This window comes from Streptomyces sp. NPDC018610 (genome assembly GCF_044391765.1).
Classification (GTDB): domain Bacteria; phylum Actinomycetota; class Actinomycetes; order Streptomycetales; family Streptomycetaceae; genus Streptomyces.
On sequence record NZ_JBISAL010000005.1, the window covers coordinates 148,262 to 160,481 of the forward strand.

Genomic DNA, 12,220 nt, shown 5'->3' on the forward strand with positions numbered 1-12,220 from the left:
CGCCGCCCGGCGCGGACTACGCCCGCACGAGACGGCCGGCGGCGTCGTCGGATCGCGGCCCGGCGACGTCCGGGGCGGCAGCGGCGAGCGGGGCGGGCCCGGCGGCGGCCGGCGGGCCCGCGGCGAGGCGGAGTTCGATGACGGAGCGGGCGGTGGGCCACTCCTCGTCGAGGACGGAGTAGAAGGCGGTGTCGCGCACGGCGCCGTCCAGCCCGCGCGAGTGGGCCCGGCGGATTCCTTCGCAGCGGGCGCCGAGCCGTTCGATGGCGGCGCACGAGCGGAGGTTGCGGGCGTCGGCGCGGAAGGAGACGCGGCGCACCCGCCAGGTCTCGAAGGCGTGGCGCAGCAGGAGCAGCTTGGTCTCGGTGTTGATCCCGGTGCCCTGGGCGGAGGCGGCGAGCCAGGTGTTGCCGATCTCGGCGGCGTCGGGCACCGCGGTGCGGGGATCGCCGTACGGGACTCCGGGCGCCGGGGGCCACACGAGGGGGCCCTGCCAGTAGTCGAGTTCGAGGAAGCGGGTGGAGCCGACGACCCTGCCGTCGGCGGCGCGGATCACCGCGAACGGCAGGGCCCGGCCGGCCGCCTGGTCGGCCAGGGCCCGCTCGACGTAGGCGCGGGCGGCTTCCAGCCCGTGCGGCACGGGGGTGAAGGCGTAGGAGGCGCGGTCCTCGGTTCCGGCCTGGGCCAGGCCCTCGGCGTGGTGCGGGGCGAGGGGTTCCAGCCGCGTCCTGCGGCCGGTGAGAACGACGGGTTCGGGCACAGGGCCTTCGGTCTTTCTGGGAGCGGGGAGAGGCGTCGTCGCCCGGGGCCGGCTGCGCGGCGCGGGGCGGTGGTACAGCATGTGCCGCGGGTGTCGTTGGGTGGGAAACGGAGGGGTGAAGAACGGGAAACGGTCGGATGAAGCCCGGCGGGGGGCGATCACGCCGTATCGCCGCCGGTCAGCGGGCCGGGCGGGCACGTTGCCGCGCGGTCGCGTCCGGGCGCGTCGCTAAGGGCCCTCCGCGATGATCCACCGCGCGGAGAGCCCGGGGGCTCACTTCCGAACCCTCGTCCTATGAGTAACCACGGTCTCCGGGCCGATGCGCCGCCGGCCGCCGAATCCGTCGCGCCCGGCGGGCGACGGCACCGGGCCCTGGCGGGGGTGCGCGCCGGCCCGGGTGGGGCACTGGGCCGGGCCGGCGCGGGGCGCGGGGGCCAGGCGTGGGCGCGGGGACTGACGACAGGTCCTGACAGGTGTGGGCGCCGGGCCCGGCGGGCCTCAGCGCGGGCCGCCCGGGCGGACCCAGCCCAGGGAGCGTTCCACGGCCCGCTGCCAGCTCTCGTACTCCCAGGCGCGCCGCTCGGGGTCCATGTCCGGCAGCCACTGGCCGGCCCGGTGCCAGTTGCCGCGCAGCACCTCCAGGTCGGACCAGTAGCCGACGGCGAGCCCGGCGGCGTAGGCGGCGCCCAGGGAGACCGTCTCGGCGACCAGGGGCCGTACGACGGGGACGTCCAGTACGTCGGCGAGCATCTGCATGAGCAGGTGGTCGGAGGTCATGCCGCCGTCCACCTTGAGCTGTTTCAGGGCGAGGCCGGAATCGGCGTTCATGGCGTCGACGACCTCCCGGGTCTGCCAGGCGGTGGCCTCCAGCACGGCCCGGGCCAGGTGCCCCTTGGTGATGTAGGAGGTGAGGCCGACGACGACGCCGCGGGCGTCGCTGCGCCAGTGCGGGGCGAACAGGCCGGAGAAGGCGGGGACGATGTAGCAGCCGCCGTTGTCCTCCACGGTGCGCGCCAGGGTCTCGATCTCGGGCGCGGTGTTGATCATGCCGAGCCGGTCGCGGAACCACTGGACCAGGGAGCCGGTGACGGCCATCGGGCCTTCGAGGGCGTAGACCGTGGGCTGGCCGGCGATGCGGTAGGCGACGGTGGTCAGCAGCCCGTGCCGGGAGCTGACCAGGTCGGTGCCGGTGTTCATCAGCAGGAAGCTGCCGGTGCCGTAGGTGCACTTGGCCTCGCCGGGCGAGAAGCAGGTCTGCCCGAACAGGGCCGCCTGCTGGTCACCGAGGGCGGCGGTGATGCGGACCCCGGGGAGCAGCGCGCGGGCCTCGCCGTAGCTCTCGGCCGAGGAGCGGATCTCGGGCAGCAGGTCGCGCGGCACGCCGAAGAAGTCCAGCAGCTCCGGGTCCCAGGTCAGGGTGCGGAGGTTGAGGAGCATGGTGCGGCTGGCGTTGGTGGGGTCGGTGATGTGCAGTCCGCCGTCGGTGCCGCCGGTGAGGTTCCAGATCAGCCAGCTCTCGACGGTGCCGAACAGCACGTCGCCGTCGCGGGCGCGCCGCTCCAGGTCGGGGGTGTTGTCGAACAGCCAGCGGATCCTTGGGGCGGAGAAGTACGTGGAGGGGGGCAGGCCGCAGCGGTCGAGGAAGAACTCGTCGCCGGGCCGGTCCCTGAGCGCTTCGACGAGCGCAGCGGTGCGGGTGTCCTGCCAGACGATGGCCCGTCCCACCGGGTCGCCGGTGCGCGGATCCCACAGCACCGTGGTCTCGCGCTGGTTGGCGATGCCGATGGCGGCGATCTGCTCCGCGTCCACGCCCGCGGAGGCCAGCGCCTCGGGCACGATGCGCTGGACGTTGCGCCAGATCTCGACCGCGTCGTGCTCGACCCAGCCGGGCTTCGGGAAGTGCTGCTGGTGCTCGCGCTGGGCGACCGAGCACAGTCGTCCGCGATGGTCGAACAGGATGCACCGCGTGGACGTGGTGCCCTGGTCGATGGACATCACATACCGGTCAACCATGTTCGGGCCTGCCTTCCGATGCGTGGGGCGGCTGCGAGGTCCTGGCGGGAGCTACCAGCGGGTCGCCCCCAGGTCCCGGGAGATCGCCCGTGCGGCCTCGCGGAGCAGGGCGGTCAGCGCGGGCACCGGCCGGCCCCTGGGGTCGCAGATCCGCTCGACGGGGCCGGACAGGCAGACGGCCCCCACCACGAGCCCGCCGTGCCCGCGGATCGGGGCGGCGATCCCGGCGTCGCCCATGGTCATCTCCTGCACCTCCGCTCCCCAGCCCTGCTCGCGGATCTCGGCCAGCGCCCGGTCCAGGTCCTCGCGGACGACCAGGGTGTGCCGGGTGTACGCCGCCAGGTCCTCCGCCGGCGAGTCGAGAGTCGCGGCCCCGAAGGCCAGCAGCACCTTGCCCAGGGAGGAGGCGTGCAGCGGCAGCAGCGCGCCCACGTCGAGGGTCTGCAGGGTGTCGTCCGGGCGGAAGACGTGGTGGACGACGAGAACCTGGCCCTCCAGGGGGGCGCCCAGCCGGACGGCCTCCCCGCTGCGGGCGGCCAGCGCGTCGGCCCAGTTGACGGAGCGCGAACGCAGTTCGTTGACGTCGAGGTAGCTGGTGCCCAGGTGCAGCAGCGCCGCCCCGAGCTGGTACTTCCCGGTCGCTTCGTCCTGTTCGACGAAGTCGACGTGCTGAAGAGTGCGCAAAATGCCGTGGGCTGTGCCCTTGGCTAGTCCGAGGGACGACGCCACCTCGCCGAGCCCGAGCCTGCGCGGCCCGCCGGCCAGCAGGCGCAGGATCGCCGCCGCACGTTCGATCGACTGGACGGGTCCGGCCATGGAGCGATATTAATCCTATTTGCCCCGTTCAGGACTGCCGTTCGGCAATGCCGACCGCGATTCATTGACCGCCCCGTATACGTTCCCTAGCGTTTCCTGTCGCGCCCGACTTCCGGTCGGCAGCGCCGCCCGGAGAAGGAGGCCACATGACCGCAGCGCAGCTCGACGCGGCGCCCCGCGGGGAAGCCGGCCACGCCGACCACGCCCGTCACGCTTTCCCGCTGCCGCCCACGCCCGGATCCGTCCCCTCCGTACGCCGTCGCGTGCGTGCCGTGCTCGGCGGCTGGAACCTGCCGACCGGCGTCGCCGACGACGTGCTCCTGGTGGTCTCGGAGCTGGTCACCAACGCGCTGGTGCACGCCCGGCCGCCCGCGACGCTGCGCCTGTGGCGGGTGCCGTCCGAGGGGCACGGGGCGGTCCACGTCGAGGTGAGCGACCTGGGGCCGGCCGCACCGCCCGGACCGGCCTCGGCGCCCGACCCGGACGAGCACGGCCGCGGCCTGGGCATCGTGACCGCCCTGTCGGCCCGGTGCGGGACGTGGACGGGTCCCGGCGGCACCCACCGCTGGGCGGAGGTGCTCGCCGGCTGACGGGCCGCGCACGCCCCCGGTCCACCATCCGCCCGGGCGTGTCCCCTCTCCCCCGCCGCACAGGCACGCCCGCGGGCGTGTCCGCCCCTCCTCCTTCGCGCCCGGACCCGCCCGTCCGCCCGGACCCGCTCAGCGGGGCGGGAGGTCGGTGCGCGGCGTGACGGCCCAGTGGTTGCCGCGCAGCACCCGCCCGGCGAACGGCACGTCGCGTCGGCCCAGCAGCCCGAAGCCGAGGGAGCGGCAGCCGCCGTTCGAGGCCGAGTTGTCCGTCGCCGGGAACGCGTGCGCCGTGCCCCAGCGATCCTCGTCGCGCGCCTGTTCGAGCAGGGTGCGGGTCGCGAGCTTTCCCAGGCCGCGCCCCTGGAACTCGGGCAGGACCATCCAGCCGATCTCCGACACGGGCCCCTCTCCGTCGTCGTGGGACCACAGGCTCACCGTCCCGGCCACCTCCTCGGGCCTGGCCGGGCCGAGGACGATCATCTTGATCCACGCGGTGTCGGCCGCCGCGGAGGCGGCGTCCCTGCGCACCTTGTCGGCCATGCCGTCGGCCGGCAGCGGTCCGCCGAGCCCGGCCATCATGACCGGATCGCACCGCATCCGGACGTAGGGCCTGTCCGGCGGATCATGCCGCAGACGCGGGGCTCGGCACGCCCCTGTGCGGCGTTGTCGTCGGTTGCCGACGCTCCGCGTCGACGCCCTCCTCCGCCTTGCGCAGGGACGCACCAAGCCCCGCTCACCTCGGTCGATCCGGCACCGCCGCTCACCTGCGACATGATCCGCCGGGCAGGCCCTGGGCGGCGACGCCGTCCCGCGTGACGTTCCTCAGCCGCACAGATCCTCCCGGAAGTCGTGGCGCTGCCCGCGCTCCATACCCTGTGCAGAGGCCAACGATCCGGCAGGCCCCGAAGATCCCGAGGAGACGAACCCGTTGAACACCGGCCGCGCGGTCCCCGACAGCTACTACGTGCGCATCGACGAACACCGTTTCAAGCCCACCGCCCACGCGAGCGGCGCCTGGGACGAGAACGAACTGCACTTCAGCCCGCTCGGCGGGCTCGTCGCCCACGTCATCGAGCGGCACCTCGCCGCGCGTCCGGCCGGCGGACTGCTCGTGTCCCGGATCAGCTACGACATCCTGGGCCGCCTGGCCCTGGAGGAGTGCGAGATCCAGGTGGAGACCATACGCCCCGGCCGCACGATCGAACTCCTCGAGGCGGTGGTGCGCGTCGGCGGCCGCCCGGTGGTCCGGGCCCGGGCCTGGCTCCTGGCCGAGCTGGACACGGCCGCCGTCGCCGGCGGCGCGGACGACCGGCTCACCCCGCCCGAGGCGCTCGCGCCGTGGCCGATGGCCGAGGTGTGGCCCGGCGGCTACATCGCGTCGCTGGACGTGCGCCCCGTCGCCCCGCCGCGGCCGGGCCGCGCCACCGCGTGGGTGTCGACGCCGCTCGCCCTGGTCGCCGGTGAGCCCGTCGGCCCGCTCGCCTCCTACCTGGCCCTCGTCGACACCGCCAACGGGATCGCGGTGCGCGAGCGGCCGACGCGGTGGATGTTCCCCAACGTCGACCTCACCGTCCACCTGCACCGCCGGCCGGAGGGCGACTGGACCGGCCTGGACACCACGGTCGTCTTCGGCCCGAGCGGCCAGGGACTGACCAGCACGGTCCTGCACGACGTGCACGGTCCGGTCGGCCGGGCCGAGCAGATCCTCACCGTGCGGCCCGCGCCGGGCGCCTGACCGCCCGGCGCCTGACCGCCCGGCGGCCGGGCGCTCGGGCAGCCGGGCGGCCGTCAGCGGGACGGGACGAGCGGAAGGTCGTCGGTGTACCCGTTGACCGGCCGCTCGATCCGCCGGACGGCACCGGCGTCGAGGTCGGCGGGCGCGGAGGCGGTGCCCAGGGTGCCGCCTGGGTGCCAGGTGCCCGTGACGGACACCCAGGTGTCGGCGGGCAGGGTCCGGGCCCCGTGGATCCGCACCTTCACGGACTGGGCGTCCGCGGCGCAGCAGGACAGGATGATCCGGGTCAGGTACCAGGTGTCCGGTCCCTTGTCGGGCGTGACGAACCCGGTCAGCAGGACCGTGCGCCCCTCGATGGCCCGCTCGCGGTCCTGCTGCACGCGGCGGGTGAAGTCGGTGAGCGTCATCGGCAGCGGCGAGGTGGCGGGCAGCGGGTCGAAGTGGCGCTCCCCGGCCGTGACGGCCTTGGGCGCCTCACGGGAGGCGGTGTACGCGCCGAGGGCCGGCGGGGCGTGGAAGAGCAGGCTCAGCGCGGGCAGGAACAGCAGCCAGGCGACGCGGGGCACGGTGGAGTGGTCGTGGCCATGGCCCGCTCCCCCACCGCGGCTCTCCCCTTCGCCGTGGCCGTACGCTCCGTCCTCTCCGTGGCCGTCGCCGTGGCCGTGGGCCGCCGGGACAGGGCCGTGGTCCGCCGCGTCGAGGCCGTCGGCGTGGTCCGCCAGGACAGGGCCGCCGCCGTGATCGCGGTCGTCGCGCTCGCCGCGGGCGCGGTCGGGCCCGTGCTCGTGGTCGGGCCCGTGCTCGTGGCCGGGACCGTGCTCGTGGCCGGGGCCGCGGCCCTCGGCGCGCTTGGGCCAGGCCTCCGCCACGCCCAGCAGGAGCAGCAGCGTCCCGGAGGCGACGAGCAGCGGGCGCATCCCCTCCTTGACGTAGCGCAGGAAGAGGTCGGTGAAGAGCGCGGCGTGCAGCAGGCCGAGTCCGCTGAGGACGAGCAGGGTCACCTGAAGGGGGCGTTTCACAGCAGGATGCCTCCGACGAGGGTGCTGCACAGGACGGCCACGACGGCGGTCGCGGCGGAGAAGCGGACGGCGAACGCCCGGCCGAAGGTGCCCGCCTGAAGGGCGATCAGCTTCAGGTCGACCATCGGGCCGACCACCATGAACGTCAGCCGCGCCAGGGGTGAGAATCCGGTGAGGGAGGCCGCGACGAACGCGTCGGCCTCCGAACAGACCGCGAGCAGGACGGCGAGGGCCGCCAGGAACAGCACGGAGAGCCAGAGCGAGCCGGAGAAGGCGTCGAGCACGGTGCGCGGGACCGTCACGTTGAAGGTGGCGGCGGCCATCGCGCCGAGCACCAGGAAGCCGCCCGCGTGCAGGAAGTCGTGCTGGAAGCCGAGCCGGAACTCCGTCCAGCGGCTGTGGCCGGGCCGGTGCCCGGTGTGCCGCACGGTCGACCTCAGCCACTCCTCACGGCCGAACAGGAGCCAGAGCCATCCCATGGCGGCGGCGGTGACCAGCGAGGCGACCAGCCGGGCCAGCACCATGGCGATGTCGCCGGGGAACGCGATCGCCGTGGCGGTCAGCACCACCGGGTTCACGGCGGGCGCCGACAGCAGGAACGCGAACGCGGCGGCCGGGGTCACGCCCCGGTTGATCAGGCTGTTCGCCACGGGCACCGAGGCGCATTCGCAGCCCGGCAGGACGACTCCGGCGACGCCGGCGACCGGGACGGCGAGCGCGGCCCGCCCGGGCAGCACACGACTGAACACATGGGCCGGGACGAAGGCGTTGATGGCGCCGGACAGCGCGGTGCCGAGCAGCAGGAAGGGCAGCGCCTGCACGGTGACGGCGAGGCAGACGGTCCGCCAGGCCTGGAAGGCCTGTCCGTCGCCCCACCGGCCGGCGACGAAGACCACCGTACCGGGCAGCACGGCCGCACCCAGCAGCAGCACCGGCCAGAGGCGGGGCCAGCCGCGCCCGGCGGCGTCGCCGGCCCGCGCGGACGCCGGGGAGTGCGCCGAGGCGGCCGGGGACGCCCCGGGCTCCTCGGCCAGTACTTCGGTCTTCTGCATGGCGGCTCCGAACGTCGCTATGTCCGCAGCGAACATAGCGGGCCCCGGCCCCCCGCCCGTGCGCGGGACGCGCCGCCGGACGCGTACGCCGGCGGGCGATCCGGGTGACGCTCCGTCGGAGGAACGGCGGACAACTTTTTGAACGCGTTCAGTTCTTCGGTTAGAGTCGTCCTGACCGACAGAGGGGGACGAGTCCGATGAAGATCGTGCTGCCCGGCGGCACCGGGCAGGTGGGTACGGTTCTGGAGCGCGCGCTGACCGCCGCCGGACACGAGGTCGTGGTGCTCACCCGGCGGCCGGCGCGCCGGGGGCACATAGCGTGGGACGGGCGGACGCTCGGCCCGTGGGCCGCGGCGATGGACGGCTGCGACGCGGTGGTGAATTTGGCCGGACGCAGCGTCAGCTGCCGTTACACACCCGCCAACCTGCGGGAGATGATGGACTCGCGGGTGCGGTCGGCCCGGGTCGTGGGAGAGGCGATCGAGGCGGCCGCCCGGCCGCCGCGCGTCTGGCTGCAGATGAGCACGGCGACGATCTACGCCCACCGTTTCGACGCGCCGAACGACGAACGCGACGGGCTGATCGGCGGTTCGGAGCCCGGCGTCCCGGACTACTGGTCCTTCAGCGTCGACATCGCCCGGGCCTGGGAACGCGAGCAGGAACGCGCCCGGACCCCGCACACCCGCAAGGTCGCCCTGCGCTCGGCCATGGTGATGAGCCCCGACCCGGGCGGCGTCCTCGACGTGCTGCTGGGCCTGGCCCGGCTCGGCCTGGGCGGGCCGGTCGCGGGCGGCGCGCAGTACGTGTCCTGGATCCACGACCGGGACTTCGTGCGCGCGGTGCGGTTCCTGATCGAGCGGGAGGACATCGCCGGAGCGGTGAACCTCTCCTCGCCGGCGCCGCTGCCGCAGCGGGCGCTGATGCGCGCGCTGCGCGCGGCGTGGGGTGTCCCGGTCGGCCTTCCGGCAACCGGGTGGATGGCGGAGATCGGCGCGTTCGTGCTGCGCTCGGACACCGAACTGCTGCTCAAGAGCCGGCGTGTGGTCCCCGGCCGCCTGCTGGAGGCGGGCTTCGCGTTCGAGCACCCGCACTGGCCGGAGGCGGCCGACGACCTGGTGCGGCGGGTGCGGACCCGGCCTCGCGCCGAGCGGCCCGGGTCCCGGGGTGCGGTGGGCGCGCCGCGGGGCGGCCGGGCGGGTTGACGCCTGCCGGCCCGTGGGCCTGGCGGGCGGGTTCGGCGCGCGCGATCGGCCCGGAGCTGGTGTGCTGGAGGGCGGGGGGCGTCGCGTCGTACCCGTTGCCGTTCCGGGAGGTCCGGATGAGTGCCTACACAGTCGCGCAGGTGGCCACCGCCGGCGGGCCGTTCGAGATCGTCGAGCGCGAGGTCCCCGAGCCGGGGGCCGGCCAGGTGCGGATCGCCGTGGAGGCGTGCGGGATCTGCCACAGCGACGCCTTCTTCGTGGACGCGGTGATGCCCGGCGTACGGTTCCCGCTGGTCCCCGGGCATGAGGTCGCGGGGCGGGTCGACGCGCTGGGCGACGGAGCGGCGGAGTACGGCTGGCAGCCGGGGGACCGGGTGGCGGTGGGCTGGTTCGGCGGCAGCTGCGGCCACTGCACCGCGTGCCGGCAGGGCGACTTCGTCGTGTGCGAGACCCTGAAGGTTCCCGGATGGGCGTACGACGGCGGCTTCGCCGAGCGGATGATCGCACCGGTCGACGCCCTGGCCCGGATTCCCGAGTCCCTGGCGGCGGCCGACGCGGGGCCCATGGCGTGCGCGGGCGTGACCGTGTTCAACGGGCTGCGGCGCAGCGCCGCCCGGCCCGGCGACCTGGTCGCGGTGCTCGGCATCGGCGGGCTGGGGCACCTGGGCGTGCAGTACGCGGTGGCCATGGGCTTCGAGACCGTGGCGATCGCCCGGGGCGCCGGCAAGGCCCGGTTCGCCGAGCAGCTGGGCGCGCATCACTATGTCGACAGCACGGCGGACACGCCCGTCGGTGAGGCGCTGCAGGCGCTCGGCGGGGCCAAGGCCGTGCTGGCCACCGCCGGCAGCTCGGAGGCCATCTCGGCGACGGTGGACGGGCTGACGCACCGCGGCGAGCTGGTGGCCATCGGGGCGACGCCCGATCCGCTGGGGATCAGTCCGCTCCAGCTGATCACGGGCGGCAGGGTCGTCCGCGGTCATCCGTCCGGCACCGCGCAGGACGTCGAGGACACCATGGCGTTCAGCGCCCTGCACGGGATCCGGCCGATGACCGAGGTGGCGCCCCTGGCCGAGGCCGACGAGGCGTACCGCAGGATGCTGTCGGGCTCCGCCCGCTTCCGCATGGTGCTCACGACGGGTTGACGCCCCGTCGGTGCGAAGGGCGCCCGCTCCCCGGGGAGCGGGCGCCCTTCGTCGTGCGGTGCGGAGGCGCGATGCGCGGGAGGCGCGCCGTGTGACACCGGAGCAGAAGAGGACACAACGGGCTCACCGGCCACTGGCCTTCACATTTCGCGCACATCACCGTCACGCGTCGGCCATGTGTTGTGTATGCTCCTGGCGCCTCATCCGCATCACCGAGGGGGGAACCTCATGCGTATACGCTCCGCGCTGGCCGTCGTCGCCACGGCGGGCACGGTCGCCGTCGTCGCCGCCGTGCCGGCCCAGGCCACCGAGTACTCGTCCGCGCTGAAGATCAAGGGCGTCCAGTACGACGCGCCGGGACGGGACTCCAACAGCTGCACCAAGGGCAACACCAGGAGCGAGTACCTGACGATCAAGAACTACTCGCACACGACCGTCAACCTCAAGGGCTACGTCGTCAAGGACGCCACCGGCAACCGGTACACGTTCCGCTCGAACCACTACCTCGAGTACGGCGACTACGTGAGCCTGCGCGGCGGCAAGGGCACGGACTCCGACGCCAAGAACGTCGCCTACCGCCAGAACTGCAACTTCATCTGGAACAACGACAAGGACACCATCTACCTCTACAAGCCCTCGGGCGCCCGCGCCGACGTCCACGCGTACACCAAGTCCCGCGACGACCGCGACGGCAACGGCTACATCACGTACCACGGCTGAGCCCGCTCCCCCGGCCGGCGGACGGACGGCCGCCGGCAGGCGAGCGCCCCCGGCGGCCCCACCGGGCCGCCGGGGGCGCCGGAGCGGTGACTAGTCCTCCTCCACGGGCCGGGCGCGGCCGACCTCGGGGAGTTCGTTCTGCTGGGCGCGGATGTGCAGGACGTCGCCGATGAACAGGTCGTAGACCAGGACCCCGACCAGCCCGCCCACGAGCGGGCCCACGATCGGGATCCACCAGTAGTCGCTGAACGCGCCCGCCTCGCTGCCCGGCAGGGCCAACCTGCCCCAGCCGGCGGCGAAGGTGAACAGCCGCGGTCCGAAGTCACGGGCCGGGTTGATGGCGTAGCCCGCGTTCGCGCCGTAGGACATGCCGATGGCGGCGACGGCGAAGCCGATCACCAGCGGGCCGAGGTTGGCCTTCACAGCGGTGTTGCGCAGGTCGACGATCGCCACGATCAGCATCACCAGCAGGGCGGTGCCGACGATCTGGTCGATCAGCGGCCCCCAGTTGCCGCCGTGGAAGTAGGGCGCCGGGAAGGTGGCGAAGATCGAGAACGAGGCCACGGTGTGCCCGTTGGTCTTCGGTCCCTTCATGGCCTGGTCGAAGGTGTTGATGGCGTCGTGGTAGACGCCGTACACCAGGGCGGCGCCGGCGAACGCGCCCACCACCTGCGAGGCCCAGTACGGAAGCACCTTCGCCCACGGGAACCCGCGCCGCGCCGCGAACGCCAGCGTCACCGCCGGGTTGAGGTGCGCGCCGCTGACACCGCCGGCCACGTACACGCCGAAGACCACGGCGAACGCCCAGCCCCAGCAGATCAGCAGCCAGTCGCCGGCGCCCAGGAAGAAGGTCGTGGGGCCCTCGGTACGGCCCGATCCGGGCAGCGCCGCGACCGCCATGGCCACCACGCCCGCTCCGAAGGCGATGAGGACGAACGTCCCCAGGAACTCCGCCAGGCATTCACCCCACAGACCTCCACGGCGCCTGAGACGGGAGGGTTTGATCAGGGGCGGGATTTCTACGGCCATATCGGCCCCCTCCACGAACGGTCCGGCGTACGAGCCGGCACAGCCCGGCTCCGGGGCGGCCCGCGCCACAGCCCGGTCACGGCCCCGCGCACTGCTCAGTCTGCGCGCCCGGACCGGTGGCGGCCACTCGGCCCGCGTTCGG

At 74.1% G+C, this 12,220-nt stretch carries 12 protein-coding genes; 5 read left to right on the forward strand and 7 right to left on the reverse strand.

What is annotated here, in order from left to right; all coding sequences use genetic code 11:
- Window positions 1-16: 16 nt before the first annotated feature.
- The 3 genes from ACH5A8_RS14855 to ACH5A8_RS14865 form a co-directional block, all read right to left on the reverse strand.
- Window positions 17-760: a GNAT family N-acetyltransferase gene (locus ACH5A8_RS14855; RefSeq protein ID WP_399001796.1), complete on the reverse strand. Its 744-nt coding sequence runs from the start codon at window positions 758-760 to the stop codon at window positions 17-19.
- 498 nt (window positions 761-1,258) lie between these two features.
- Window positions 1,259-2,773: a glycerol kinase GlpK gene (glpK, locus tag ACH5A8_RS14860; RefSeq protein ID WP_399001798.1), complete on the reverse strand. Its 1,515-nt coding sequence runs from the start codon at window positions 2,771-2,773 to the stop codon at window positions 1,259-1,261.
- A 51-nt stretch (window positions 2,774-2,824) separates the two neighbouring features.
- On the reverse strand, window positions 2,825-3,589 hold the full coding sequence (locus tag ACH5A8_RS14865) for an IclR family transcriptional regulator (RefSeq protein WP_399001800.1): 765 nt from the start codon (window positions 3,587-3,589) through the stop codon (window positions 2,825-2,827).
- A gap of 146 nt (window positions 3,590-3,735) precedes the next feature.
- Here ACH5A8_RS14865 and ACH5A8_RS14870 point away from each other — a divergent pair, with 146 nt between their 5' ends.
- Window positions 3,736-4,179, forward strand: coding sequence for an ATP-binding protein (locus tag ACH5A8_RS14870; protein WP_399001802.1), 444 nt, complete (start codon window positions 3,736-3,738; stop codon window positions 4,177-4,179).
- A 129-nt stretch (window positions 4,180-4,308) separates the two neighbouring features.
- On the opposite strand, the gene ACH5A8_RS14875 is transcribed toward ACH5A8_RS14870, so the two are convergent.
- On the reverse strand, window positions 4,309-4,812 hold the full coding sequence (locus ACH5A8_RS14875) for a GNAT family N-acetyltransferase (protein ID WP_399002394.1): 504 nt from the start codon (window positions 4,810-4,812) through the stop codon (window positions 4,309-4,311).
- Window positions 4,813-5,107: 295 nt separating this feature from the next.
- On the opposite strand from ACH5A8_RS14875, the gene ACH5A8_RS14880 reads away from it, so the two are divergent.
- The gene (locus ACH5A8_RS14880; protein ID WP_399001804.1) at window positions 5,108-5,914 is read left to right on the forward strand and encodes a thioesterase family protein; all 807 of its coding nucleotides are present in this window, start codon (window positions 5,108-5,110) and stop codon (window positions 5,912-5,914) included.
- Window positions 5,915-5,967: 53 nt separating this feature from the next.
- Here ACH5A8_RS14880 and ACH5A8_RS14885 read toward each other — a convergent pair whose 3' ends face one another.
- Together ACH5A8_RS14885 and ACH5A8_RS14890 are read right to left on the reverse strand one after the other, a co-directional pair.
- Window positions 5,968-6,933 (reverse strand): TIGR03943 family putative permease subunit, encoded by a 966-nt coding sequence (locus tag ACH5A8_RS14885; RefSeq protein ID WP_399001806.1) that lies wholly within the window; start codon window positions 6,931-6,933, stop codon window positions 5,968-5,970.
- The gene (locus ACH5A8_RS14890; protein WP_399001808.1) at window positions 6,930-7,985 is read right to left on the reverse strand and encodes a permease; all 1,056 of its coding nucleotides are present in this window, start codon (window positions 7,983-7,985) and stop codon (window positions 6,930-6,932) included. The genes ACH5A8_RS14885 and ACH5A8_RS14890 overlap by 4 nt, the downstream gene beginning before the upstream one ends.
- Window positions 7,986-8,182: 197 nt before the next feature.
- On the opposite strand from ACH5A8_RS14890, the gene ACH5A8_RS14895 reads away from it, so the two are divergent.
- The 3 genes from ACH5A8_RS14895 (at window position 8,183) to ACH5A8_RS14905 (ending at window position 11,049) form a co-directional block, all read left to right on the forward strand.
- Entirely contained in the window at window positions 8,183-9,187 is a 1,005-nt protein-coding gene (locus ACH5A8_RS14895; protein WP_399001810.1) for a TIGR01777 family oxidoreductase, read from the forward strand.
- Window positions 9,188-9,303: 116 nt separating this feature from the next.
- Window positions 9,304-10,329, forward strand: coding sequence for an alcohol dehydrogenase (locus ACH5A8_RS14900; protein WP_399001812.1), 1,026 nt, complete (start codon window positions 9,304-9,306; stop codon window positions 10,327-10,329).
- Window positions 10,330-10,557: 228 nt separating this feature from the next.
- Window positions 10,558-11,049, forward strand: a complete 492-nt coding sequence (locus ACH5A8_RS14905) for a lamin tail domain-containing protein (protein WP_399001814.1) — start codon at window positions 10,558-10,560, stop codon at window positions 11,047-11,049.
- 90 nt (window positions 11,050-11,139) lie between these two features.
- Here ACH5A8_RS14905 and ACH5A8_RS14910 read toward each other — a convergent pair whose 3' ends face one another.
- Window positions 11,140-12,078 (reverse strand): MIP/aquaporin family protein, encoded by a 939-nt coding sequence (locus ACH5A8_RS14910; protein ID WP_399001816.1) that lies wholly within the window; start codon window positions 12,076-12,078, stop codon window positions 11,140-11,142.
- Between the last annotated feature and the right edge of the window lie 142 nt (window positions 12,079-12,220).

Excerpts from the sequence above, each read along its gene's own strand:
- glpK (WP_399001798.1), bottom strand. The coding sequence starts at position 2,773 with ATGGTTGACCGGTATGTGATGTCCATCGACCAGGGCACCACGTCCACG.
- ACH5A8_RS14865 (WP_399001800.1), bottom strand. The coding sequence starts at position 3,589 with ATGGCCGGACCCGTCCAGTCGATCGAACGTGCGGCGGCGATCCTGCGC.
- ACH5A8_RS14870 (WP_399001802.1), top strand. The coding sequence starts at position 3,736 with ATGACCGCAGCGCAGCTCGACGCGGCGCCCCGCGGGGAAGCCGGCCAC.
- ACH5A8_RS14890 (WP_399001808.1), bottom strand. The coding sequence starts at position 7,985 with ATGCAGAAGACCGAAGTACTGGCCGAGGAGCCCGGGGCGTCCCCGGCC.
- ACH5A8_RS14895 (WP_399001810.1), top strand. The coding sequence starts at position 8,183 with ATGAAGATCGTGCTGCCCGGCGGCACCGGGCAGGTGGGTACGGTTCTG.
- ACH5A8_RS14900 (WP_399001812.1), top strand. The coding sequence starts at position 9,304 with ATGAGTGCCTACACAGTCGCGCAGGTGGCCACCGCCGGCGGGCCGTTC.
- ACH5A8_RS14905 (WP_399001814.1), top strand. The coding sequence starts at position 10,558 with ATGCGTATACGCTCCGCGCTGGCCGTCGTCGCCACGGCGGGCACGGTC.
- ACH5A8_RS14910 (WP_399001816.1), bottom strand. The coding sequence starts at position 12,078 with ATGGCCGTAGAAATCCCGCCCCTGATCAAACCCTCCCGTCTCAGGCGC.